This window comes from Clostridium sp. BL-8, assembly GCF_002006495.1.
Taxonomy (GTDB): Bacteria; Bacillota; Clostridia; order Clostridiales; family Clostridiaceae; genus Clostridium.
Window position 1 is genome coordinate 1 of the sequence record NZ_LZZL01000082.1, and the last position, 23,765, is coordinate 23,765.

Below are 23,765 nucleotides of genomic sequence, written 5' to 3' on the forward strand. Positions count from 1 at the left end.
ATTTATATATTTACATATTTTTATATATAAATTTTTTCATATGAAAATATTTTTCTTTGTACATATATTCCTAGATAAATATGTTTCTATAAAAAAATTTACCTAGAAATATTTAAACATATTTTCATATTTTTATAGTTTTCTATGAACCTATGAAAATTTATAAATATGAATAAATTTTAATTTTTTTCTATTTAAGTATTTATATATTTTTATATTTGCATATTTCTATTATATAAGGTAATTAAATCTGCTGAGGATAATTTAATTACTGGCTCTGATTTACATTGATGCATATTCAAAAACTTGCAAGGAGGGTTTATTAATGAACATAACTACAAAAAGTAAAGATCAAATTAAAGATGACTTTAGCATTAATGAAGATGACGAACTAGATGTAAGTGAATTTTGTGATGGTGAGGCAAAAATTGAAGGCGAGCTTTTAAGATCTTTTTCTTTTGATTCATCTGATGAGCCAATTGAAGTTTTTACAAATTCAAGTTCTACCAAAGACTCCACAAGCACTCCTGCTAAGGTAATCTCGACTAATGCTAATTCTTTTAATAAAGCTACTCATAAAGAAGATGTTTTAGACCATAGAACTCTAAATGTCAATCCCAATGGCAGAACCCCTTCTATTGATTGTGAAGCCTTTGATATGGTAAGAAGTTATACCTTAAGGCGCTCAACAGTCAGAATCTTAAGTAAAATAAAAGTTATCCATGAAGATGATAATGTATATTTAAATACAATTGTTGATGAGGCTATCCGCTATTATTATGAGTATCTAAAAAATAATCTTAAGGACTAAAAACTAAAGGCAGGTTAAGTATCTATAACTTAATCTGCCTTTATAATTCTTATAACTAACTTTTAAAATTGGACTTTGGTTATTTGTAAAAACTTCTAAAATAATTTTTGCTACATCAATAAGTGCTTAGATTATTTTCACTGCCCATATTATACCATATTTATTTTATTTATGTTTTTCATTTTTTAAAAAGACGAAATATTTTACTATCACGAATCGATCATTACAATATCAAATGTAAATGGAAATTCCTCAGCTTTTTTGGCTTCAAAAGCAACTTTATAGCCAGTTCCATCCTTATAAAAAAATCCTTGTTTTAATTCTATTTTTACATAACACATGTTTTCATCATTTTCGTTATTGTGTGCAAAGTACCATGGATCAAACGCCTTTATCAACTTTTCCCTAATTGCATGATTTTTTTCACATAATGGATGTCCAATATTATAGGCAATTCCGCTAAAACGATATAGTTTATTACACATTGAAACCTCAGAATTTTTTTCAATCTCTTGTACTTTCTGTGATTTTGCGTAAGTAGTAATATAGAAAGCACCCTCATCATAAAAAGTGTCTATGAATCTAATCGATGGAATATTATCATTTGATGTTGCTAAAGCAAATTGATAATCCTTTGCAAATAACTCTTTTAAAACATTTAAACTTTTTTCGTATGTAGTCATTTTTTGCATCCCCTTTACAAGTTATAATCTATCTCACAGTAAATTGTACCATATTTTGTAAGCAACATATTATTTAATTTACAAGGAACACACTTCTTTTTGCTACATTAAGCATACAATAAATTTAAGGCACCAACTGGATTGTTCCTAGTTACTGCCTTTATAAACATTAATCTAACTACTCACTTAAAGAAGATAGCGAAGGATCCTTAATATTATTCCTCTTGATTTTTAATAACTTCCTCAATACTATTTACTTTTCTCTTTAAATCATCTATTTCTCTTGATACATTGGTTATCCGTCTAAAAAATCTGAATATCTCTAAAATTACAATTAGTATTATTGCTAATGTAATTCCAGTACATATACCTTGCACAATTTTTCCCCCTCGCATAATGCGATTTCCAGTCAGTTCACCATTATTTACAATTATATAATCTTTTAAACATAAAAATATATTTTTTACTTCCTTTGGTTCACTTTTTCACCACTATAAATCAATTATAACACAAAGTGTAAATCTCGCATTGTTAAATTTTTAGATATGATTGCTTTTTGAGTGACCTTTATAACTAAATAGTCTCTTTTTAAATATAAACCTTCCTGTAAATAGATAATAAGAATATATAGAATTATTTTAAATACTCCCTTATACAAAATATCACCTATATACTTATTTTGATGCTAATGACAAAATAATTTCATGTAAAACATATCCTAAAGGAAATAATATAAATATACTTCCTAAAATTATTGAGCTTATATTAAATAAAGATTTTAATACACCATCATTTGTTTTCATCTGTTTCAAGTATATTTTATTCATTGCTATGCCTGTACCACCTATAACTATCAAACATATTCCTATAAAACAAATAAGAGCAATAATAATTCCAAATATAGCTACAATAAATGGTAGAAAAATTAAAAACCCCATAAAATCACACTCCTTATAATTTATTTAAAATCAACACTCCTGCAATCAAATAACACAAAGTTATTAAAATGCCCACCCACATATGTATAGCAGAAAGAAACCAATACCCAACTTTTACTTTTTTATCGGAGGTATCAAAATATTTGCTCATCTTCATACCTTTATATCCCCGTATTATTGCAATAATAGCCAAGAATAAAGCCATTATAAGTGCTAAAGAAATAAGTGCATTTTCTAGTTTAATCATCTTTTTCCCCTTTTCTCTTAAAGATTATTTTTAATATGGTTTTTATTGTAATTCTATTTATCGTCAATGTATATTATACTTTAGTATAATTTTGAAGAACTATCTTTTTAACTCACGTAAAACCATAAAAAAATCATTTCAGCAATATTCAGCTCATCATATAAAAATAGCAATAAATAAATTTAAGGCACCAACTGGATTGCTCCTAGTTACTGCCTTTATAAATATTAATCAAGCTACTCACTTTTTTAGAATTGTGCATTAAAAAAATCGTAAATTCAATCTCTTGAATAATACGATTTTACAATTTGCTATTTATTTTTATTGATTCATAATTAAAGATAAATCCGAATTAACATTTCTATAATCTATATTTACTCTAGTATATTGTCTAGCTCACTTATACCTCTAGAATAACAATCTTTAACCTCTTTTAACATGCTTGTATAAAACTCAATGGCAGAGCGTTGTCTTTCTTTAGCTATTTGAGTTCCTCTGTTAGTATAGAACTTATCATACAGTTTTTCTAACTTATATTTATACTCATGAAAAAAAGATGGATTTTTATCACTTGTACCATCTAATATAGTTCCATTTTTCTCAATGGAATACAGTGGCTCTGATACCTGTGCTATATAAAATAGTGTTCGTGCAATTCCAAGTGTTCCAGTCACATCTAATTTATCCGCATCAAATAATATCTTTGCTTCTATACTGCTCGGAGGGTTATCACTTCTAAATCTATGTGTTAATATACATGATTTTATATGAGCAGCTTTTTCTTCTAAAAAACCATTATTTATAACATAGTTAAATGCCTTTTCACTACCAACTTGAGCATGACATAATTTCGAATTACTAAATTGTTCTTCTCTACCAATATCATGAAGTAAACAAGAAGTAATCAGAACATCCATATCAACTTTATTTTCATATTTAGCAATATCTAATGCCATATATAAAACCCTATAAATATGTTCCTTATCATGGGCACTATCGTTCATACATTCTAGCATATAGTTTTCAATATTTTTATATAACTCTATATTCATTAATTATAGTTCCTCCGTTTCTAATTGAAAATACAAGTTATTTATTATTTCCACACTACTTTAAATTCTTCACAAACAACAAGCATATTTTCATCAAAATCTAAATTATGTACTTTTAATTCTTTTGAAAAAAAATCTTTATGCACCTTTCTCCAATATGTTAATGTAAAATCTCCTTCGCCCTCCTTAAATGCATGGCTCTCTGATACGTGATTAAATGGGCAAGTGTAAACTTTAATTGTCTCAGTTATACAGACAGCATTATTATCAGAGTCTAATATAATGTTTAAACCACCTATTGGTGGCAAAAGACTATTTTCAATTTCATATAATTGATAAGCAGATGATGTTGCAGTTTTGATACCATTTACTACAAGTTTTGCAAGTTTATTTGCCATTGAAGCATTTCCGCCAAAGCACCAAGCATCATAGGTCTTATTTTTCACATGGCTGTTCTTTGCATATGAATTCCACATCTCTTTTTCTGTCATACTTTTCAATACTCCCATCATATACGTAATAATTTACTATTCTGCATTAATTATAGCATATTTTGTAAAAATCTTATTATTCAATTTTCAAAGAACTAATTTTTATTTACTACATCCTATCTACATACCGCGTAACATTTTAGGATTGCAAACCTGATCAGTAAAAAAATCGTAAATTTATCTCTTAAATAATACGATTTTACAATTTGCTATTTAATTTTATTGATTCATAACTTAAGAAGATTGTGTATCAACTCATTTTCTTTCGTTTCATATTACTGTTTATTTTGCCATAACAATATGGACAAATATCTCTGCATCTATGACACTTAATTTTCCACTCACCACCATCTTCTCTACCAAAGGCATATTCCCAACAGGTTAATTGTTTCATTTCTGTTTCTCCAAGTGCTTGTACAGGACATGCATTAACACATAAATTGCAATCATTACAAAAGCTATTTTCAATTAATTTATCCGCTTTCAATTCAATTTCTGTTAAAATAACACTTAACCAAACCATATTTCCAAACTCAGGTGTAATCAGTAATGTATTCTTGCCTATGACACCTAATCCTGCCAATTGTGCAGAATGCTTTGCTGATACTATATTTCTATATCTTTGAGTGCTTTTGTCAAATTCTGTTGGACCAATAGTTCCTGTAGGGACAGCGATTATCCCCTGCTTTTCCAAGTCTGTACAAAATTGTACGGCAATTTTATCCATTCTATCTGATAAAATATTTCTAACGATTGTATACGGTACAGTCGTATTACAACATAATGTCCCAGCAAGAAATCTTTTTGCAATGACTATCACAGATTTGCATGTAGGCAAAACATCTAAAGGATGATATCCTTCCGGTGCTCCTAAAAATCTGTCTATGCTCGCAATTCCGCACAAATCTGCTTCCAAGTTATAGAGTCTTTCTTTTACTTCTTTTGCATTCATCCCAACATCCTCCTGTTTTTTCTTATCATACCATTTCATTGCGACATCTATATGTCGTAGTTTGATAAGAATTTTTTTGCTGTCTGGATTAACTCTTGTTTATACTCTATCGGGGACACTACTGTCACTTTATCACCAAAACTTAATAACAATGCCTTCCATAATCTTTCATTTTGTGGTACATCAATGAAAAGACGATATTCATTAGTATGAACCTGTTCTATCTTACAATCAGGGAAATATTCTTCCATCAATTCTATTGTTTCTTTAGAAAAATGCACTTCTATAGAACTGCATGTTTGATAATACTCATTCTCAGATTCTTTCATTAATGTTTCTATATCACCATGATCTATATCAGAGATATCCTCTGTCAGTTCCAGATCTTGAATTCTCGCTACTTTACAAGTTCTGTACCCCTTCGCATCAAATGACCAGCTGAACAAATACCAGGCATACCATTTATAATGTATCGCTAATGGCTGAACAGTTTTTATCGATTCTTCTCCCTTAGCATTCCTATATCGAAATTTTACAATTTTATTTTCAGATATCGCCTTTTCAAGTTCAGCGTTCAACCATTGTACTGTCTGATTTTCTTTTGTAACCCCAAAGTCCCAGAAAATTTTTTTACATTTCTGCTTATCTATTATGGCATTATACTTCTTGATCAATCCTGCTAACGATTCATTTGAGTACGAAGTAGCTAAACTCTCAAGAGCCTTAACAAGGAATTGCTGCTCTTCTGGTTTCATAATTTGACTGCTTACTTTATAGTCTGGCAAAATAGCATATCCACCATTTTTTCCCTCAGCTGAATAAATTGGAATACCTGCAAGAGAAATACTAACCATATCTCTCTGTATTGTTCTTACTGATACCTTAAAATGTTCAGCTAACATTTTTGATGATACAGTATCTTTATTTAGCAATATTGTTATAATTTCCAATAAACGATCTATTTTCACGTTTACACCTACATTTCACTATCATAAATTAATTCACAGGTGCCTTTACCAAAGGTATCCTCAACTAACACAAAATAATCCATATTGAAAAGTATAGCATAAAAACACCATATTATTCACTTTTAAAAATCATTGTTCATACTTCTATTTTTAATATTTATGCCGCTTTTTAGATATAAAAATAGTACTTACATTTGTAAGTACTTTACTTCTTCTTAGCTTGTTTTCCTTGTTCATATTCAGCATTTATTCTTTTCCAATTCCTAAACATAAGTATTAACCCGCAGAATTCTAACAGTCCTGTCATTAAAAAGAATTGGTGAAATTTAAACCCAATAATTAAACATATAATTCCAGCATACATGAATTTCATATGTATATTATACGGTCTATCACTAGATTTTTTAGCTCTATTTATTTGTGAACTAGGCTGCCTTTTTTTATATCCCATTATGTCACCTCGTTCACTATTATATATCTATTTATGATATTCTAACAGTAGTTTTTACCTTTTGTTTGCATTATTCTCAAAACATTCTTTTATATCTCTATCTTTAAATTGGTAATAATAAAAATTCATCTTTTCACTCAGTATCTAATTGAATATTTTACTTGATTTTAAGAATGCGTCTTAATCGTATTTAACAGCTTATATTCAGTCGAATATTCTTTCAAAAAATATGCTGTCACACCATTCTCCATTCTTATAAATGTATTTACTATTACGCCCAGTAAACTGAAAGCCATTCTTAATTAATACTATTTGAGAACCTATGTTATAAGGTGATGTTCCTGCTTCTATTCTATGAAGTTTATGAATATTGACTGCTTTATCTAAAATAAGTTTTACTGCACTTGTTGCATACCCCTTCCCCTGATGTTCCTCCCCAATTCTATAACCGAGTTCAGCCTTATTAAAAATTCCTCTTACTACTGATAATAAATTTATTCTGCCAAGAATCATTCCGTTATGATTCTTTATTAAATACATATATACTAATCCTTTCTCTTGCTCTTCAATTGACTCCTTCATTATTGTATTGAAATTATTTAATTCATAATAGTTATCTCCTCTTGAGAAACCTACTTTCTCAAAAAAAGCCCTGTTTTTAAGTTCAAATGTAAAAAGTTTCTGTGCATCGGACTCCTCTAGTAAACTGATTATAATATCTGCCATAAAAAGCCTCCTTAACGTATCATATTACTATCCATCATTAATTATAGCATATTTTGTAAAATCACATTATTCACTTTTCAAAGAACATTCTTATAATTTACTACATCCTATCTACATATTATAATTTAAATTGGTCACTGTCCTGACATATTAACCAATTATGATAAAGTTACAAAGTTGATAATAATTTTTTCATAAATATTTATCCCATTTTTTAATTTTGTCTTTACTGCAACCACGTAATTCTAGATTATTAATCATTTTCTTGATTTTTTGGTACATTTTATCATTCCTTTAAAAGGCGTGTAAAATGTGAGAAGTGAAGTTCCTTGAGAAAGAACTTCACTTCTTATTTTTACCATCTTTTCTTACCCAACTTTCTCCAGGAATTGAGAAACTACCAAGTACAATTGGAGCTTGAGTAAAACAGAGATCAATGTATATCTTTTTTCAATTAAATCTAAATATTCCATTTTTAATCCCTTTGTAAAATATGATAGCGTTATGTGATATTAATAGACAGGAGCTTTATAAACACAAAATCAGATTACCTTTGTTCATGCGTGAATATACTTAACACAACAATCATGCCATTTTTATTTTTCTAGCTCTTCAGCTATAGTTTTTAAGTTTTCAATAATATTAATATGTTGAGGACAGACTCCTTCACACTTACCGCAGGCGATGCAGTCTGAAGCCTTTCCCCCAACCATAACCGAAAATAGATAGTTTCCCTGGGCACCTATAAAATCATTGTGAATCATTTTGCGGTTATACGCTGCAAAAACATTAGGAATGTGTATTTTCTGAGGGCAGCCTTCTAGACAATATTCACATGAAGTGCAAGGAATACACGGTATTTCACTGAATGCCTTCCGCGCCTTCTCAACAACGGCTCTCTCATCTTCATTAAGTGGCTTGAAATGTTCCATATATGAAACATTGTCTTTTACCTGCTCGATTGAGGACATTCCGCTAAGTACAGTGATGATATTATCCAGAGAAGCCGCATACCGGATTGCCCAAGAGGCAACAGATGTTTTTGGATTCGCTTCTTCGAATATTTTTTTAACGCTGTCAACAGGATTTGCCAGTGCGCCCCCTTTGATCGGCTCCATAACAATGATGGGTTTGTTGTGTTTCAGCGCAACCTCATAGCATTTGCGTGCCTCGATTGAGTTGCTCTCCCAATCGGCATAGTTCAACTGGAACTGTACAAATTCCATCTCAGGATGCTCGGTTAGAATTTTGTCTATTGCATCCGCCTTGTCATGAATTGAAAAACCTATATGACGTATGATCCCTTTTTCCTTCAGCTCCCGGACATAATCCCATATACCGAAGTCATCAAAAGTTTTTGTACGGCTTTCTCCCAAGTTATGAAGCAGGTAATAATCTATATAGCCTGCTCCAGTGCGCTTAAGTGAAGTCCAAATCATGTTCTTAGCTTCTTCTTCAGTTTTTACAATCCACGCAGGACATTTTGTCGCGATTTGAAAGCTCTCGCGTGGATAGCGGTCAACGATTGCTGTTTTCATCGCCTCTTCAGATTTGCCTCCCATATAGGCCCATGAGGAATCAAAATAACTGAATCCTTTGGCCATAAACAGATCTACCATTTCCTTTGTCTGTTCAATATCAACTTCTTTATCAATCATAGGAAGCCTCATAAACCCGAAACCTAATTTCGGAATATTTTCGCCTAAATATGCCATACAATACCAACCTCCACATTTATCTAATATCTAAAATAAGATACTTTTATTAGTCTACTTAATGATATTTACAGTTCTTTCTTTTACCATTTCGCCCCCCTTATTTGTGATGATCACATCACTATATTTTAATCATAGTTTTTTATAGATCTTATAGTTAAGGTAAACATGGTCTCAATAATTTCATCTATGTCTACTCCCCGATCAGTTATTACTGCATTTTCTTTTTCTAATATTATTTTTATTAAACTCATAATATTTAAATATAATATGTATGAAGTATTTATTACATTTAAATCATTTCTTATACTTTTATCTTCTATGCCTTCTTTTAATATATCTGTGAGTATAGAGAATAATTTAGATTGTTTTTCATAACATGCCATGATAACTTCATCGCGTGGTAAGTTTTTAACACTCATATTATTAAAAGCCAAAATAAACTTGAAGTAATCCGGATATTTATTTAGAAAATCTATCTTTGCTTTACCTATAACTAAAATCTTCTCCAATCCATTTTTTAATGAATTAAGCTCTAATGCTGCTTGTTCCATTTTCTCTGACATATCAAAAGCCCTGCAAGTAATTTCATAACATAATTGTTCCTTGCTTTCAAAGTAAGAGTAAACTGTTCTTTTACTATATTTTACCTCCTTTGCCACATCATCCATAGTAGCTCCATCTATTCCTTTTAAAAAAAATACGGTCTCTGCTGCATTAACAATATTCTCTCTTCTTATTTTCTTTTTTGCTTCTTTTCCTATTCCGTTTTCCATCTATAACCTCTAAAAACTTACTTTATATTTGCAAAAATAAACTCCAAGTTTACTTTTATGTTATATTATTAAATTTCTTTTGTAAAGTACTTTTTTAAAATATAATAAAATCCCACATAAGTCTATTTACTTATAATAAAAGTGTCATCATTATGACACTTTTATTATATAAACCCTTTTGAAATTGTTCTTAACGCTTTGTTTATACTGTAATCTATTTGTCTCTTTTATCTATCTAATTCCCTCGCAACTTTCTTCTTTTCTTTACCCTGTATATAAATAAGACTAATAACTTTATAATTTTTTTCAGGTAATAGTCTTAATATGTTGTCTATATTCTTATTTTCTAATTCCATTTTTTTTATATCCAATTTTATTCTTTCAATTCTTTCATCATTTTCACTTACACCATTTATAATTAAGTTTTCTTGCATAAACAATATTGTCTTTCCTAACAACTAGACCTTTGATTGCTACAAATACACATTTGTTCATTTATTATCACTTCTTTCTACACCGGACCTTAGTATGACGCATCAAAAAAATCGCAAATTCAATCTCTTGAATAAATGCGATTTTACTTACAATACGTTATTTATTTTTATCGATTTATAATTTAAGAATAGTGTGTTATTCAATATAAATAGTCCACTTTTTGCATTTAGTACACAAGTATATAGCAAAATCTAATGTTTCATCAGCGGCATCTAAATCGAACGTAAAAATGTTTTCTTCTTCGATGACTCCTATATCCTTACGCCAGACACTAAATCTTTCTGCATTACATTCCAAACACTCAGAATCACATTTCCCTACATACTCAAAATCATCAATCATTATTCCGTTATCCTGTAAAAATTGAACTATAACTTCTTCATAACTTACATCTGAATGCCCAACAAAATTCTCTAATTTCAAAAATTCACTCATACAAAACCTCCCATAAAATACTATACATGTTATAAAAATGACTATAACTAGAATTATATGCAAATTCAAACTACAATTACTTATTTAATGTCTATCAGAATATATTAATACTAATATGGTACAAGTTTTATGGATTTTCAAAATATATATTGACTACCTATTATTTTTAGGATATTATACAGTGCCTTTTTTAAGTATAAATCTATTTATCATTTATAGATAAAATACACTTTGAACAACCTAATCCATTGCTTCTAACATAAGTACAAATATCATCTTTCGCTTAAATTATAGTTGCTAAATATTTATTTAACTTTTCCTGTTGCTCTTCATAATATTTATATTTAAACATTTTGTACTCGCCCTTTCATACGCAATATACATACTACGGTTTTAAAGACTTTTATTAATTTTTACAATCTAAATATGTCTTTCCAAAATTTAAGTGATATATTTTCTCTATACTTTGAACAAACACCTCAAATTTTCATTCCACTTTAACAGCCACTCCACTACTATCAAAGCTATATCCGTAAATTCTACAGTCATGAATCATAGATCCATCTGAATAAAAACAATAATCTTTGTCCTTATCCTTAATCCATCCTGTCTGCATAACTCCTTCATCGCTAAAATAATACCATTTGCCCTCTATTTCCTGACAGCCTGTTTTCATAGCTCCATCTTCAGTTTCTCCAAAGTAATACCACTTATTATCCTGAAACTGCCAGCCATATTTCATGGAGCCATCCTGTAAATTTCCTAAATAGTACCACTTATCCTCTTTCTTTTTCCAGTCATAAAGCATCCAGCCTTCTTCATCAAAAAGATACCATCTGCCATTTATTTTCTCCCATCCAGCTTTTGTATATGAACCATCTTCATGTTTATACCACCATTTGTTATTTTCAAGAAGCCATTCTCCTCTTATTGTAAAACTACACAGCTTGTCCTTAAAATCATACCACCTTGCCCAATTGTTATCACTAAAACTTCCTGGACAGATCTTCCTGCTTGCATCATAATGCCTTACCACATTATTAATATCAATATCATATTTATTTCTCAAATATCTCACTAAATCTAAGGTATTATTTACTGTGTTTTCTGAAGGCTTCCCATCAGCTTCCAAGCACATTTCAACTCCTAAAGAATTTCCATTGGTTATCCCATACTTTCCACCGCCATCACCACAATGCCAGGAGTAAGTAACCGCCCGCCAAGCAAGTGGTTACTTACTTATATTATGTCAAATCCTTTAGAAATTTAAGTATATTTTCTAAGTATTATATTTTCCTTCTCTTTATGTATTTCATTCATTAAAGTTTATCTATTCTGTATATTATTTAATACTTATTAAATATAATACTTTATAAGTTATTTATTAATAATTACAGGAGGTCTATATAAGTGTCCTTTTCAAATAAATCTTCTCCCAACCGCCAGGCTAACGAAAATATGCTAATTAATTCTTCTCTCATGGGAAACGATACTATTGTTATGGTCGGATCCTTTGGTTCTATTCTTGTTTCTAGAGATGATGGATTAACTTGGCATTCTAAAGCTTCAGGCACCTCTAATGATCTTAATTCAATTGCCTTTGGGAATAATAGCTTTATTGCAGTTGGGTCCTCCGGTACTATTCTTATTTCTAGAGATATCGGCAAAACTTGGCGTTCAAAGACTTCTGGTACTTCTAACGACCTTAATTCAATTACCTTTGGAAATAATATATTTATTGCAGTTGGATCCTCTGGTACTATTCTTATTTCTAGAGATAACGGGGTAACTTGGCATTCGAAAATTTCGGGTACTTCTAAAAATCTCACTGGAATTGTATTGGCTAACAACAACTTTGTTGCATATGGGTCTTCAATTACTGTTATTTCCACAAATATTGGCCGCACTTGGCATTCTACTTAATTCAAACAATTAACTAATTATAATAAGCTTACTAAGTTAATAATAATTTTTTTCATAAACATTTACCCATTAAATAAATATAATAATAAAGAGTAACACTCATTTCCCCTTTTGATACGTTACTCTTTATTATGTTTTACGAGAGTCTTAAACTACTGTGCGATTTATTAAACTTTAGTATTAAAAAATCGTAAATTCGATCTCTTGTATGATTTCTTTCTAACAAGGTTTTCTTCATTTTTGCCAAAATAGAATATCCCATCGATTTTAATACTTTATATCCTTCATCAATAGCTTTAACAATTTGAGTTGAAATTTTTTGCTTTTAGCAACTTTATGTAAATTTCCATCACATGCATATGAAGCATAACAAAGAGTATTATAGATAGACTTCAAATTATATAATATTATACCAGTAGATCATTATTTAGTTTTTAATTAAATATTTCCTTTACCTATCTACTTTGACTGCATATGTTTTGTAGTCTCTTTAACTGCTTTTGCAACAAGCAAATAATAGTCTCCTCATCTTCAGTTTTTGTTCCAACATACTCTAGTGAAACAACATCTGGATTAGACTGATTAAGTACCCATTCTAACAATCTATAATCTTCTTCCTTAATAGATTCATGTGTATCTGCTGGAAAACCATCTTTATCAAAACCAGAGCCATTTACATGAATTTCTACGATCCGACCAAGAGGTAGCTTAGAAATATAATCATAAACATCCAATCCATGATACTGTGCAGTAATCTTTGCATGTGATATATCAAGTAAAAATGATACATTATTATCTACAAGCAATCTGTTAATTTGTTCTGGCCTAAAATAGGGATAATGATCATATACTCCCCTATCTTCTGGTGTATCTGGAATGTTTTCAAGTAGTAGCGGAACTGACATGTTATTTTTAAATATCTGAATGTTTTCACACATTTTCTCATATATATTTTCTTCTGTCATTCCTTGATACATATCAGAGTTTTTAAGTGTAAGGTGTAATCCATAATGAGGAGAACTACAATCTTTAATTAATTTATTTGCCAAATCAAAATCTACTATTTCTATATTATTCATTCCAGTACATTCAAAGTTTCCTAAACCATGAAGTAGTATTGGACGTAATGATCGCATTTTAGCAAACTGTTCATTAAATGTTCCATAAGCACCAGCTTTAATATAATCTACTTTAACCGCATCTCTTTCAATAAGAATTTCCAATGCTTTTGACCAGTTGCACCCAATATACATAATAAACCTCTCTCCTTACATATCTCGCATAACATTTGCTAACCGAAATTATTTGATAATTTTTTAATTACAATAAAACACATAGGTTTCTACCAGTATAAACAAATTATATCACAACTTCCAAACTCTACATTGTTCAATTTTCAAAGAACATTTTTATAATTTACTACATCATATTGCGCAACATCTTAGAATTACGCGCTATTATTCATTATTTTTAACACCGATAATAAGTGTTTTTCCTAATGCTTTAAAAATCTTATCTGCATTCTCTAGACTTATTTTTCTTTTACCACTTTCCCAATATTCTATAGCTCTTGAACTACAACCAACCGCTTCTGCTAATTTTTTGTAGATAAATTATTCTTAGTTCTTTCTGTGTCAATCATTAATCCTATATTCATTGTTACGCCTCGCTTTCTACATTTGAATATTTATTTTTTTATTTCACATAATAACAACATGTTTAATTGGCTTAAAATAACTTTAAAGGTGGATAGTGCAATGAAAAAATTTATTATTATATTTTCCATTTTTTGCTTGTATCATTTAGTTTAAATGCTATTCCTATTAGCGCCCAACCTCCAGAAACATTTTCTCAAGGCATTTATAAAATAAGGGATTTAAGATTACTTTTAAATGTTGAGTATGCTGTTCAAAATGTTTCATCTGCTGAAAGTTTCCTTATTATATTTGATAGTAGCAAAAGAATAGAGCAATCTATACGTTTGGAGGGAAATTCCATAAAATATATCCTAAAACCTATGAAAGAAGGTTATAGTATTATAATATTGGGTGATGGACAGCTAACTTTCACTCCAGTAAATCCTATTATATAATAATATTTTTAGTTTTTATAATATGTTTATTTAATAAGTTTCTCTATGATAGAAGCTTATTTTTTTACTTCAACCAGCGTGCTAGTCTTAATAGTAGAATTGCGTATCAAATCATTTATCAAATTAAATTTCTTTTGAATAATATTATTTAAAACTAATCATAATAATTATAGTTTCTTTAACTATCTACGCTAAAGTTATATTGAGGTGATTATATATCATGAAAAGATTTAGTATTACATTTTTTCTTTTTTTGTTTTTTTCATTTAATACTTTTATTGTTTGTTCCTTAGCTAACTCAAAACCTCTTTCTCAAGGGATCTATACAAGTGAACAATTAAATTTATCTCAAAATAAAATTTATGATGTACAAAATATTTCACTCAATGAATATGTTGTTGTACTTATCTCTGACACTAATGAAATTGTTTACGAGTCTATTGAATTAGCGCCTTTATCAAAAAAATATTCTTTTCAACCTCCATTTACTAGCTATTTAGTGACTGTCATTGGCAAAGGAGAAGTTATTATATCTTAAAATATTACTTAAATCTAAAGGTAGGTGAGAATATTTATGAAAAGATCCATTTCTGTATTCTTATTTTTTTTATGTTTATTCTTTGCTAATAACACAATATCTTATGCACAGATATCCTCAGCTGGCAGCCAAGGTATATATGCAATAAATGATTTAAAGTTATCTCCCGATACTAACTATGCTGTTCAAAATAACTCTTTTAACGAACGTGCTTTACTGATTATTTATGACTCTAAACCAAATCTAATTCAACTCATACGATTGATACCTCAATCAAAAAAGTATGATTTAATACCTCTCAAAAATGACTATATAATTATTATACTAGGTAGAGGAATCTTAGATTTTTCTCGAGAGGCATCTAGTTAGTGTCTCTTCATCACCCTCCTAATACACACTTTTTACATCTTGAATATTTATTCTTTAAGTTCACATAATAATATTTAATAAAATAATTTTTAAGGTGGTCAAAATAATGAAAAGATTTATTGCACTTTTTTCTATTTTTTTATTTCTATTACTTAACTCAAATATCATATTAGCTTTTGCAGCCCCTGAAGCTAAATCCCTTACCCAAGGATTATATAAAGTTAAAGATATTGGATTATTAACTAATGTTTCCTACAATGTTAGAAATACTTCTCCTAATGGTAGAGCAATTCTTATTATTTTTGATTCAGACGAAATTATGCAAGAATTCCTATGTTTGGAGGCAAACTCCACTAGTTATCTCCTTAAACCGCTTACTGATGGTTCTATCATTATAATTATTAGTGGTGGAACAGTTACCCTTTCATGAAAGATATCATTATGGCATCTTTTTTATAATTCACTACCAAATCCTTATATCGCTTTACTACATCCAATCTACATACCGCGTAACATTTTAGAATTGCGCAACAAAAAATCGTAAATCCAATCTTTTGAATAATACGATTTTACAATTTGTTATTTAATTTTATTGGTTCATGATTCAAGAAAATTGCGAAGCAATTTAGGTTGACCCCAGAAAGTATCTGATAAATTGGAATTTATGACACTTATTTATGAGATGACGCAATCCGAACTGCCGCAGCCATACCACCATCACCATACGATGGATGCTCTATAAAATCGTCTGATGCTTTGCTTAGAGTATGTTTTATCGTTATCGTATGGAGAATTTCACTTTCCCATCCGTAAAGCCTTGATATAGATGTGGATTCAATCCCCAGTATCGCTTCAGTTACATGCTCCCGATAGGCATTGATATGTTTTTCAATAATAAAGTGCATGAGATCAAGTCGCTTCGACATGCTTTTTACATTTGACGAGGCAGGCGCAGTACGATAGTCTATTAACGGTCTTTGGACAATTCCAATATGTGTATCTGACATAGTTTCCAACATACTTAAGAAGAAATCCCAGTCCTCAAAACCGGAGCACATGGACTCATCATAGCCACCACACTGTTTCCATACTTCACGCCGAAGGATATGTGTTGCCGGGCAACAATTACGCGCAAGAAATGCAACTATGTTACCTCCACACGGACAAACTGTTGCATCAAGAACTCCGAAAGTATGCATCCAAGATGAAGCTGCAATCATAGATGGATTATCGCGCAATATGTGGCTAACCTGCTCAATATACGAGGGTTCAAGTCTATCATCTCCATCAAGTACCAAAACCATTGGTGTTTGTGCCATACGAATACCAGTATTTCTTGCAGCAGATACTCCGCCATTTGGCTGCTGCAGTACTGTTACTGGAACGGATATGTTGGAATCCAATTTGATGTTATTCAATATATTAATGGAGTTCTCATCCGTTGATCCATCATCCACTATTATAATTCTTGCTGGTAGTGTTGTTTGGTTGCATAAAGAATGAACTGCTTCAAGAATCATAGAACCCTGATTAAAACTAGTAATAACCGCTTCGACATCTTTGCTAATATAATACTTATCATTATTTATATCCACTATAATATCCTCCCTAAATTACTATTTGTTGGCTTGTTTTGAATCTTTAATATGTCGTACTGAAATACTATTCTGAATTAATTATAACATAAATTGTAAATACCATATTATTCAATTTTAAAAGAACATTTTTATAATTTACTGCGTCAAATCTGCATTATTGTGAATTAATTAATATCCTTACTTCTAATAATAATATCATCTGCAATAACACTAAATTCATGTAAAGTTAATAAGCCTTGAGAAGCGAGAAATAGAACTTGAAATTCAAATCCTCCAGTATCAGACAAATGTACTTCTTCATCAATCCATATATCTCCTACAATATCATCTACAGTTTCAAGTTGAATAACATTTTTAAATATTAATATATAGCATTCTAGTTCTATAATTAACATATCATTACTTTCTTTTTTCAATGATAATAAAGTATTATCATGAAAATGATAATTTCTTAATTCTTGCAGACTTAATGGCAATTTCTGTTTTATATTTTCATATTCAGTCTTATATAGACTACATAGATTTTTCCACTCATTTGCCATCTCTTTGATTCTTTCATAAAGTTTTTGTGACACTTCTTTGTCAGTAAATTCTTTTCCTTGAAGAATATCCTCTTTTACTTCTGGAATATACTTAAACAGCAATGCGTCAAGCACCATATCATGCTTATGGCCGCCGTTATAGAACTTATCCAACTGATGCATCCATTTTTCTTTATTATCAGTCCTTAAAGGGAACCTCCCTCTTATTTGCGTTTTTTCATATATCTCACTTGTAAAGTACCTCATAACTAATATACCAGCCCCCAAATATTTATTAAACTTTAATATAACATTAAAGTTATGTTATAATTCACTATTTTTTGAACATATCTAATTATTTTTAGATGATTTAATCTTTAAAATAGATTTAGTTATTAAATATCCAATTACTCCAAATGTTAAGTAAATTAATACATATGTAAAGGCTGAGCCATTTAAGTAAACCATCATTAATATTATAGGAAATATGAAAACCATTTGTTCATACAAACTCCTTTCTATTACTTGCCTCCATTCTAATAATTTCAATCTGTTACTTATTTTCGTTGATTTATTTAATATAAATGTTAAAGTAGTGTCTTACATGTTTTTTTATTAAGTACAATACTTGTGATTATCATTCATTTTTTCTTGATTTTTCTTTTAATAAAAGATAGATATTGAGTAAAATTCCTAGTGTCCCAATAACGCCTGATATAACACACACCAAATTGCTTGTTTTTTCCCATATTATAATTGAACTAATTATTGTACAAACTAATACAATCCATAAAATGAAAATAACTATGTTTACAATAGTATTATTTAAAGAATTTTTATTGTTGGTGTTTTTATTAAACATAATATATTAGCCTTTCTTAAATAATAAGGTTTTCTAAAATTATCACTGTGCCATTAAATCAAAATTATTAGCATATCTTACCATTATAATACACCATATAAATATTACATTATTCTATTTTCAAAGAACATTTTTTATTAATTGTTACACAAATTAGAATTACGCATTAAAAAAATCGTAAATCCAATCTTCTGAATAATACGATTTTATAATATGTTATTTATTTTTATTGATTCATGATATAAGAATCTTACGTGACTCATATTTTACTCTTTGGAATGTGCAATAAGAAATTTTTTAATGTCCTCATTATTGTATTTAACATTTCTATGCTTTTTAATACATCTAAACATTCAAGACTATGATTTCCTTCATCAATTTGTACTAATTTAATATTTTTCCTATTCTCTAGTGCATTCATATTTAAACTATTAATTTTTCCGTCATCTTTACCTGTAACAACAAGACATGGATAATTTACCATATATTTAACCGTCTCATTTACTGGCGTTAAATAAACATGCACTTGTTCATAATCTCTCAATTCTTTAGATAATCTATTTTGGATAATAGTTCCTAAACTTTTACCAATAAAAATTATTTTTTTATAATTTTCACTCAAACATTTTATTAAAACTTGTTCTGATTCTCTAACTAAAATATCAAGTTCTTCATTAATATCAAAATTTTTATGTAGAATTTGAAATCCATAATCTACATAAAGAACATCTAATCCAAGTTCTAATGATATTTTACTTGAATAATACATAAGTGGTTTATCATTTGTATATCCTTCTCCTGGAAGAATGACAGCCAAAACATCACTATTCTGCTTAATACATTTATTTGATAGAGTTTCTCCCCAGTAGGATTTAAATTGAATATTTGTTTCATTCATAGACATATCCCTCCATTAATGTTGAGTAAAAATAATTCTTTCACAACAAAATACTATTATAAATCAATTATAGCATAATTTGTAAACATCATATTATTCAATTATCAAAGAACACTTCTTAATTTCACCAGTATTTTTCATAATACTATTCTCTGGAATATAACCCCTCACAGAACATAACGGATAAACAATACTACCTTTTCCTAATATTGTCCCTGGGTTTAAAACTGCATTACATCCTACTTCCGCTGAATCACCTAATATTGCACCAAATTTTCTTAAACCAGTTTCAATAATATCTGTACCATATTTTACTTTTACTAAAGTTCCATTGGACTTCAAATTAGAGGTTATTGCACCTGCCCCCAAATGGGCTTTATACCCTAATATTGAATCACTAACATAATTATAATGCGGAACCTGCACTTTATTGAATAGAATTGAATTTTTAATTTCAGTTGAGTTTCCAACGACAACATTATTACCAATGATAACATTTTCTCTAATGTAAGCGGAATGCCTGATTTCGCAATTATAACCGATAATCGCTGGACCTTTTATCAGAACACTTTTTTCAATAGTAGTGCCTTTTCCAACCCATATAAATTCCTCTATTCTTTCAAAATCATTTGGTAGAGTTTTTGCATACTCTAAAATGAAAGTATTAATTCTTGTAAGAACTTCCCAAGGATGCTTAATCCCTCCAAATATTGCTTGTGCGTCTAATTCTCTCAATGTAAAAAGTTCATCAACGGAAATGCCCATAATAATCCTCCTTGTATTTCACAATATATTACCATCATGTTTTATAGGAATAATCCATAGTATATAGTAACTAAAGATTTATCTAATAACCTTTCATTTTATTCTACTTCATCGCTTTTGAATAAAGTTCAGCCCATGCCGGAAAAAAGCCAGCGTTAACAGCAATATTCTGAGAATTAATGTGTGATTCCACAGTACCATAGAATGGTATTTTGCCGCGCTTTAAAATCTCATTTTTTAAAAGCCCAACTAAGTTTGTTCCTATGCCCATACCCCGGTATTTGGGTAAAACATCAATGCCTATCTGCCATATGGTTTCACTATCTGAACTAGCTCCTGCCATACCCATTATATGATTTTCTTCCACGGCAGCAACTGCAAGCATATCTGGGTGATTTTTATCGAAGGCAAAAGCCTCTTGAAATCTATCATCATCTTTAAATTGAAAAATATCTTCATACTCATACCATTTTACATCAGTAATTGGCTTTATCTCTACTACATTGGAATTCGGAAGATAATAATGATGAACATCTGCAATTTCATGACCAAATTCCTGTAATTTTTTATCAATTACTCGAAGCTTTGGATATTCAAAAAGCCATGCGGAATTTTTCTTCACCAATTCTTCTTGACACCAGGGCATAATTTGGGATGATGCGCTGATAATTGCTATATTGCCAAAGCAAACTGCTTTAAAAAAGCATCCATCACTCTCATATATACGCCTTCCTGTAATAAGTCTATTTTCAACTATTGTATTTTCTTTTTTCAAAAAATCAGATAACTGACAATTATAATCTAGCATCAATTGAGCTTTAGCAATTTCTAAAATATCAGCTTTTGTATTCATAAATTTATCTCCTTTATATTTTCTAACTAATCTCTATTTAACTTTATTTTGCTATTCTACATCAATTATAACATAAATTGTAAATATCACATTTAGCTATCTATTTCATATAATAAAAATAAATCTATATATTAATTTTATTAAGTCCATATATTGCAGCTCCTCTTTGTAGGAGCTTATTTTTTTATTAATAAGCACTATGAACTTTCTACATCTTGAATATTTGTTTCCCAAGTTCACATAATAACAATATACTTTAGATAAAATTTAACTTTAAAGGTGGTAAAAATGATGAGAAAATTCTTCATTATATTTTCTATTTTTTTATTTCTATCAATTAATCTAAATACAATATCTGCTTTTGCTCAACAAACTAAAACCTTGACTCAAGGTATTTATAATGTAAGAGACAATAACTTATTAATAGGTTCTGCCATTACTGTAAGAATGGCAGAATCTAATGACAAAGCTATTATTATAGTTCTTGATTCAGAACAAACTATACATGCACTAGTAAGATTGGGTCCTACAATTCCTCAACAGGTTTTACCTCCTCTTAGCTATGACTATTCACTTGTAATTTATGGAACCGGCGGTGTAGTATTATCATAAAAGGCACTTTTAAAGTGTCTTTTTTAATTTATTACGTTAAATTTACAAACTGCTTAGAATAATAGAATCGTATAGTAAAAAAATCGCAAATTCATTTTCTTGAATAATACGATTTTACAATTTGCTATTTTATTGATTCATATTACTTTTAATTCTTCATAATTTAAGAAAGATTCGACACATCTTTTTTAGATGACAGGTGACAAATGATAGTGGACAGTATATGATTAGCCCGCAAAACTATCATTTTGAATTAATTTTACCTAAAAGTACTAAATCAAAATATTTGCCTTCTATAAAATCTTCATCCTTTTGTCGCCCCTCCAATTGATACCCATTCTTTTCTAATATTCTAATAGAACTAATGTTAGCATCAGTTACTCTAGCCTTAAGCTTATGAAGATTAAGTGAATCAAACGCAAAATCAGTAATCAATGCAACACTTTCAGTGCCATATCCCTTTCCCCAATGCCCTCTATGAAAAACATATCCAATTTCAGCATGATTTGATTCTTTATCAAAATTGAAAAGCATAACTGTTCCTATTATTTCCTGAGTTGATTTCAAAACAACAGATGCATATAAATGCGTGCCTGCTAGTTCACGATTTATCATCATTTCAACATGGTTGCGAGTTTCATCTAAGTTATGCATCAAATTCCAACCTATAAAACGTTTGACTTCCTTATCTGATGCATAGCTATGTATCTCTTGTGCATCATCTAAACTCAATGCTTTAAAATATACATTTTTACCTTCCAATGTGTGAAATAAACTTGAGTTCATCCTGTCTTCCCCCTTAACTTTTAATTTCTACGGTTAAATAATTATGAATATGTCGGCTTAATTTAATATTCTGCATTAATTATAGCATGTTTTGTAAAAATCGCATTATTCAATTTTCAAAGAACATTTTTTATAATTTACTGCGTTAAATCTACATTGGGGCAGTTGCACCGACTATTAGAATTGCATATCAAAAAATCGCAAATTCAATTTCTTGAATACTACGATTTTACGATTTACTATTTATTTTTAGTGATTCATGATTTGAGAAGAATGTACAAAACATTATATCATGATAAATTTAAATTTGTTACTTGGAAATAAACATATTCAAATCATCCCACAGCAAAACCGATGAATTAGATGGTGTCGCTTCAAAATAGTCAATAAAATCTTTATAGGGCTTTGCACCTAAATGAGTATATATTGCTTCTGCTCTATCATTTCCTTTTACAATGCAGATGGACATTTTTTCATATCCGTTATTATAAGCATATTTACCGATTGTAAAAATCAATTTTTTTCCGAGTCCACCACCTTGCAATGATTGCAAAATATGCAACGAATCAAGTAACAAACATTTCTTCAAATCATCATATGGCTTGTATGCTGCAAAGCCAATTATCATATCATTTTCGTCTACGGCAACAAAGGCACCTTGCTTATCTGTATGAATATATGATAACCACTTTTCTTTTGAATGTTCATATGTCATGCTTTTCAAAAAAGAATCTGGTAAAATGCCTAGATAAGTTGTCCTCCAATTTTCAGTATATATTTTAGCAATAGCTTGTAGATCATTGTCTGTTATTGGTCTAATAGCCATATTTATTCCTCCTAATAATAGTTTTGATTAAAATATTATACCACTTTAAACCTTTTAGTTTCCTCTCTTGCTTTTGAGTTGGTTTGATTTCGATGTTGAGACCAAAATAATAGCATAAACTTAAGATATATAATAAACTTTGCAGTAGCACCATCTTAAATTTATGCACCTCAATATGGTATTTACAGTTCCTCTGCATAATTTTTTTGTTTTGTGTAGATTGTTTTTAGTATCAACTGATTCTTTATTGATTGCTATGATTACCGTAAAAAATCAATAACTGTCTCTATAAATTTATATAGCTCATCATTATGGGGAGTATGTCCACTTTTATCAAACGTAATAATTTTACTATTCATTGAATTTTTTAAGTAGCACTCTT

Annotated in this window: 30 protein-coding genes and 1 pseudogene; 5 read left to right on the forward strand and 26 right to left on the reverse strand. The window is 29.5% G+C overall.

Annotation, left to right across the window (positions count from 1 at the left end; all coding sequences use genetic code 11):
* Nucleotides 1-325: 325 nt before the first annotated feature.
* Nucleotides 326-811: a hypothetical protein gene (locus CLOBL_RS21800; RefSeq protein ID WP_077860948.1), complete on the forward strand. Its 486-nt coding sequence runs from the start codon at nt 326-328 to the stop codon at nt 809-811.
* A 209-nt stretch (nt 812-1,020) separates the two neighbouring features.
* Here the strand turns inward: CLOBL_RS21800 and CLOBL_RS21805 are convergent, their stop codons facing one another.
* The 19 genes and pseudogenes from CLOBL_RS21805 to CLOBL_RS28665 all read right to left on the reverse strand — a co-directional run bounded on the left by CLOBL_RS21805 (nt 1,021) and on the right by CLOBL_RS28665 (nt 14,273).
* Nucleotides 1,021-1,494, reverse strand: a complete 474-nt coding sequence (locus CLOBL_RS21805) for a pyridoxamine 5'-phosphate oxidase family protein (RefSeq protein ID WP_077860949.1) — start codon at nt 1,492-1,494, stop codon at nt 1,021-1,023.
* A gap of 215 nt (nt 1,495-1,709) precedes the next feature.
* Entirely contained in the window at nt 1,710-1,871 is a 162-nt protein-coding gene (locus CLOBL_RS21810) for a hypothetical protein (protein ID WP_242953896.1), read from the reverse strand.
* Nucleotides 1,872-2,168: 297 nt separating this feature from the next.
* Nucleotides 2,169-2,432 carry a hypothetical protein gene (locus CLOBL_RS21815; protein ID WP_077860951.1) on the reverse strand — a complete coding sequence of 88 codons (264 nt, stop codon included), beginning with the start codon at nt 2,430-2,432 and terminating at the stop codon, nt 2,169-2,171.
* Between the two features lie 13 nt (nt 2,433-2,445).
* Nucleotides 2,446-2,679 carry a hypothetical protein gene (locus tag CLOBL_RS21820; RefSeq protein WP_077860952.1) on the reverse strand — a complete coding sequence of 78 codons (234 nt, stop codon included), beginning with the start codon at nt 2,677-2,679 and terminating at the stop codon, nt 2,446-2,448.
* Between the two features lie 374 nt (nt 2,680-3,053).
* Entirely contained in the window at nt 3,054-3,731 is a 678-nt protein-coding gene (locus CLOBL_RS21825; RefSeq protein WP_077860953.1) for an HD domain-containing protein, read from the reverse strand.
* 44 nt (nt 3,732-3,775) lie between these two features.
* Nucleotides 3,776-4,222, reverse strand: a complete 447-nt coding sequence (locus CLOBL_RS21830) for an ASCH domain-containing protein (RefSeq protein ID WP_077860954.1) — start codon at nt 4,220-4,222, stop codon at nt 3,776-3,778.
* Nucleotides 4,223-4,472: 250 nt separating this feature from the next.
* The gene (locus CLOBL_RS21835; RefSeq protein WP_077860955.1) at nt 4,473-5,174 is read right to left on the reverse strand and encodes a 4Fe-4S binding protein; all 702 of its coding nucleotides are present in this window, start codon (nt 5,172-5,174) and stop codon (nt 4,473-4,475) included.
* Nucleotides 5,175-5,221: 47 nt separating this feature from the next.
* The gene (locus CLOBL_RS21840) at nt 5,222-6,142 is read right to left on the reverse strand and encodes a YafY family protein (protein WP_077860956.1); all 921 of its coding nucleotides are present in this window, start codon (nt 6,140-6,142) and stop codon (nt 5,222-5,224) included.
* 205 nt (nt 6,143-6,347) lie between these two features.
* Nucleotides 6,348-6,593 (reverse strand): hypothetical protein, encoded by a 246-nt coding sequence (locus CLOBL_RS21845; protein ID WP_077860957.1) that lies wholly within the window; start codon nt 6,591-6,593, stop codon nt 6,348-6,350.
* A 204-nt stretch (nt 6,594-6,797) separates the two neighbouring features.
* Entirely contained in the window at nt 6,798-7,319 is a 522-nt protein-coding gene (locus CLOBL_RS21850; protein ID WP_077860958.1) for a GNAT family protein, read from the reverse strand.
* Nucleotides 7,320-7,915: 596 nt separating this feature from the next.
* The gene (locus CLOBL_RS21855; protein WP_077860959.1) at nt 7,916-9,034 is read right to left on the reverse strand and encodes an aldo/keto reductase; all 1,119 of its coding nucleotides are present in this window, start codon (nt 9,032-9,034) and stop codon (nt 7,916-7,918) included.
* Nucleotides 9,035-9,162: 128 nt separating this feature from the next.
* Nucleotides 9,163-9,810, reverse strand: a complete 648-nt coding sequence (locus CLOBL_RS21860; protein WP_077860960.1) for a TetR/AcrR family transcriptional regulator — start codon at nt 9,808-9,810, stop codon at nt 9,163-9,165.
* Between the two features lie 227 nt (nt 9,811-10,037).
* The gene (locus CLOBL_RS21865) at nt 10,038-10,244 is read right to left on the reverse strand and encodes a hypothetical protein (protein ID WP_179117814.1); all 207 of its coding nucleotides are present in this window, start codon (nt 10,242-10,244) and stop codon (nt 10,038-10,040) included.
* A 196-nt stretch (nt 10,245-10,440) separates the two neighbouring features.
* The gene (locus tag CLOBL_RS21870; protein WP_077860961.1) at nt 10,441-10,740 is read right to left on the reverse strand and encodes a hypothetical protein; all 300 of its coding nucleotides are present in this window, start codon (nt 10,738-10,740) and stop codon (nt 10,441-10,443) included.
* Nucleotides 10,741-11,227: 487 nt separating this feature from the next.
* Complete coding sequence (locus tag CLOBL_RS21875) at nt 11,228-11,686, reverse strand: hypothetical protein (protein ID WP_242953898.1); 459 nt, start codon at nt 11,684-11,686, stop codon at nt 11,228-11,230.
* A 6-nt stretch (nt 11,687-11,692) separates the two neighbouring features.
* Nucleotides 11,693-11,944, reverse strand: a pseudogene (locus tag CLOBL_RS28660) (N-acetylmuramoyl-L-alanine amidase); the annotation flags it as partial.
* 187 nt (nt 11,945-12,131) lie between these two features.
* Nucleotides 12,132-12,593 carry a hypothetical protein gene (locus CLOBL_RS28200; protein ID WP_179117815.1) on the reverse strand — a complete coding sequence of 154 codons (462 nt, stop codon included), beginning with the start codon at nt 12,591-12,593 and terminating at the stop codon, nt 12,132-12,134.
* Between the two features lie 525 nt (nt 12,594-13,118).
* On the reverse strand, nt 13,119-13,916 hold the full coding sequence (locus CLOBL_RS21885) for a DUF692 family multinuclear iron-containing protein (protein WP_077860964.1): 798 nt from the start codon (nt 13,914-13,916) through the stop codon (nt 13,119-13,121).
* A gap of 204 nt (nt 13,917-14,120) precedes the next feature.
* On the reverse strand, nt 14,121-14,273 hold the full coding sequence (locus CLOBL_RS28665; RefSeq protein ID WP_347472939.1) for a helix-turn-helix transcriptional regulator: 153 nt from the start codon (nt 14,271-14,273) through the stop codon (nt 14,121-14,123).
* A gap of 702 nt (nt 14,274-14,975) precedes the next feature.
* Here CLOBL_RS28665 and CLOBL_RS21900 point away from each other — a divergent pair.
* The 3 genes from CLOBL_RS21900 (at nt 14,976) to CLOBL_RS21910 (ending at nt 16,092) form a co-directional block, all read left to right on the forward strand.
* Nucleotides 14,976-15,293 carry a hypothetical protein gene (locus CLOBL_RS21900; RefSeq protein WP_077860965.1) on the forward strand — a complete coding sequence of 106 codons (318 nt, stop codon included), beginning with the start codon at nt 14,976-14,978 and terminating at the stop codon, nt 15,291-15,293.
* Nucleotides 15,294-15,329: 36 nt separating this feature from the next.
* Nucleotides 15,330-15,662 carry a hypothetical protein gene (locus CLOBL_RS21905; RefSeq protein ID WP_077860966.1) on the forward strand — a complete coding sequence of 111 codons (333 nt, stop codon included), beginning with the start codon at nt 15,330-15,332 and terminating at the stop codon, nt 15,660-15,662.
* Nucleotides 15,663-15,768: 106 nt separating this feature from the next.
* Nucleotides 15,769-16,092: a hypothetical protein gene (locus tag CLOBL_RS21910; RefSeq protein ID WP_077860967.1), complete on the forward strand. Its 324-nt coding sequence runs from the start codon at nt 15,769-15,771 to the stop codon at nt 16,090-16,092.
* 241 nt (nt 16,093-16,333) lie between these two features.
* Here CLOBL_RS21910 and CLOBL_RS21915 read toward each other — a convergent pair whose 3' ends face one another.
* From CLOBL_RS21915 to CLOBL_RS21940, 5 genes are all read right to left on the reverse strand, one after another.
* Entirely contained in the window at nt 16,334-17,257 is a 924-nt protein-coding gene (locus CLOBL_RS21915) for a glycosyltransferase family A protein (protein WP_242953897.1), read from the reverse strand.
* Between the two features lie 167 nt (nt 17,258-17,424).
* Nucleotides 17,425-18,048, reverse strand: coding sequence for a DUF4085 family protein (locus tag CLOBL_RS21920; RefSeq protein WP_077860968.1), 624 nt, complete (start codon nt 18,046-18,048; stop codon nt 17,425-17,427).
* A gap of 854 nt (nt 18,049-18,902) precedes the next feature.
* Entirely contained in the window at nt 18,903-19,541 is a 639-nt protein-coding gene (locus CLOBL_RS21930; protein WP_077860970.1) for an alpha/beta hydrolase, read from the reverse strand.
* A gap of 93 nt (nt 19,542-19,634) precedes the next feature.
* Complete coding sequence (locus tag CLOBL_RS21935) at nt 19,635-20,306, reverse strand: UDP-N-acetylglucosamine pyrophosphorylase (RefSeq protein WP_077860971.1); 672 nt, start codon at nt 20,304-20,306, stop codon at nt 19,635-19,637.
* Between the two features lie 103 nt (nt 20,307-20,409).
* A complete protein-coding gene (locus CLOBL_RS21940) occupies nt 20,410-21,159 on the reverse strand; it encodes a GNAT family N-acetyltransferase (RefSeq protein WP_077860972.1) in 750 nt (249 codons plus the stop codon).
* A 288-nt stretch (nt 21,160-21,447) separates the two neighbouring features.
* Between CLOBL_RS21940 and CLOBL_RS21945 the strand changes: the two genes are divergently transcribed.
* Entirely contained in the window at nt 21,448-21,771 is a 324-nt protein-coding gene (locus CLOBL_RS21945) for a hypothetical protein (RefSeq protein ID WP_347472938.1), read from the forward strand.
* Between the two features lie 243 nt (nt 21,772-22,014).
* Here CLOBL_RS21945 and CLOBL_RS21950 read toward each other — a convergent pair whose 3' ends face one another.
* Both CLOBL_RS21950 and CLOBL_RS21955 read right to left on the reverse strand, forming a co-directional pair.
* Nucleotides 22,015-22,557, reverse strand: a complete 543-nt coding sequence (locus CLOBL_RS21950; RefSeq protein ID WP_077860974.1) for a GNAT family N-acetyltransferase — start codon at nt 22,555-22,557, stop codon at nt 22,015-22,017.
* 310 nt (nt 22,558-22,867) lie between these two features.
* A complete protein-coding gene (locus CLOBL_RS21955; protein ID WP_077860975.1) occupies nt 22,868-23,383 on the reverse strand; it encodes a GNAT family N-acetyltransferase in 516 nt (171 codons plus the stop codon).
* Nucleotides 23,384-23,765 lie beyond the last annotated feature (382 nt).

Bases quoted from the DNA above. Each gene is read 5' to 3' on its own strand.
- CLOBL_RS21800 (WP_077860948.1), top strand. From the start codon at position 326: ATGAACATAACTACAAAAAGTAAAGATCAAATTAAAGATGACTTTAGC.
- CLOBL_RS21805 (WP_077860949.1), bottom strand. From the start codon at position 1,494: ATGACTACATACGAAAAAAGTTTAAATGTTTTAAAAGAGTTATTTGCA.
- CLOBL_RS21815 (WP_077860951.1), bottom strand. From the start codon at position 2,432: ATGGGGTTTTTAATTTTTCTACCATTTATTGTAGCTATATTTGGAATT.
- CLOBL_RS21820 (WP_077860952.1), bottom strand. From the start codon at position 2,679: ATGATTAAACTAGAAAATGCACTTATTTCTTTAGCACTTATAATGGCT.
- CLOBL_RS21825 (WP_077860953.1), bottom strand. From the start codon at position 3,731: ATGAATATAGAGTTATATAAAAATATTGAAAACTATATGCTAGAATGT.
- CLOBL_RS21830 (WP_077860954.1), bottom strand. From the start codon at position 4,222: ATGACAGAAAAAGAGATGTGGAATTCATATGCAAAGAACAGCCATGTG.
- CLOBL_RS21835 (WP_077860955.1), bottom strand. From the start codon at position 5,174: ATGAATGCAAAAGAAGTAAAAGAAAGACTCTATAACTTGGAAGCAGAT.
- CLOBL_RS21845 (WP_077860957.1), bottom strand. From the start codon at position 6,593: ATGGGATATAAAAAAAGGCAGCCTAGTTCACAAATAAATAGAGCTAAA.
- CLOBL_RS21850 (WP_077860958.1), bottom strand. From the start codon at position 7,319: ATGGCAGATATTATAATCAGTTTACTAGAGGAGTCCGATGCACAGAAA.
- CLOBL_RS21855 (WP_077860959.1), bottom strand. From the start codon at position 9,034: ATGGCATATTTAGGCGAAAATATTCCGAAATTAGGTTTCGGGTTTATG.
- CLOBL_RS21860 (WP_077860960.1), bottom strand. From the start codon at position 9,810: ATGGAAAACGGAATAGGAAAAGAAGCAAAAAAGAAAATAAGAAGAGAG.
- CLOBL_RS21865 (WP_179117814.1), bottom strand. From the start codon at position 10,244: ATGCAAGAAAACTTAATTATAAATGGTGTAAGTGAAAATGATGAAAGA.
- CLOBL_RS21870 (WP_077860961.1), bottom strand. From the start codon at position 10,740: ATGAGTGAATTTTTGAAATTAGAGAATTTTGTTGGGCATTCAGATGTA.
- CLOBL_RS21885 (WP_077860964.1), bottom strand. From the start codon at position 13,916: ATGTATATTGGGTGCAACTGGTCAAAAGCATTGGAAATTCTTATTGAA.
- CLOBL_RS21900 (WP_077860965.1), top strand. From the start codon at position 14,976: ATGAAAAGATTTAGTATTACATTTTTTCTTTTTTTGTTTTTTTCATTT.
- CLOBL_RS21905 (WP_077860966.1), top strand. From the start codon at position 15,330: ATGAAAAGATCCATTTCTGTATTCTTATTTTTTTTATGTTTATTCTTT.
- CLOBL_RS21910 (WP_077860967.1), top strand. From the start codon at position 15,769: ATGAAAAGATTTATTGCACTTTTTTCTATTTTTTTATTTCTATTACTT.
- CLOBL_RS21920 (WP_077860968.1), bottom strand. From the start codon at position 18,048: ATGAGGTACTTTACAAGTGAGATATATGAAAAAACGCAAATAAGAGGG.
- CLOBL_RS21930 (WP_077860970.1), bottom strand. From the start codon at position 19,541: ATGAATGAAACAAATATTCAATTTAAATCCTACTGGGGAGAAACTCTA.
- CLOBL_RS21935 (WP_077860971.1), bottom strand. From the start codon at position 20,306: ATGGGCATTTCCGTTGATGAACTTTTTACATTGAGAGAATTAGACGCA.
- CLOBL_RS21940 (WP_077860972.1), bottom strand. From the start codon at position 21,159: ATGAATACAAAAGCTGATATTTTAGAAATTGCTAAAGCTCAATTGATG.
- CLOBL_RS21945 (WP_347472938.1), top strand. From the start codon at position 21,448: ATGATGAGAAAATTCTTCATTATATTTTCTATTTTTTTATTTCTATCA.
- CLOBL_RS21950 (WP_077860974.1), bottom strand. From the start codon at position 22,557: ATGAACTCAAGTTTATTTCACACATTGGAAGGTAAAAATGTATATTTT.
- CLOBL_RS21955 (WP_077860975.1), bottom strand. From the start codon at position 23,383: ATGGCTATTAGACCAATAACAGACAATGATCTACAAGCTATTGCTAAA.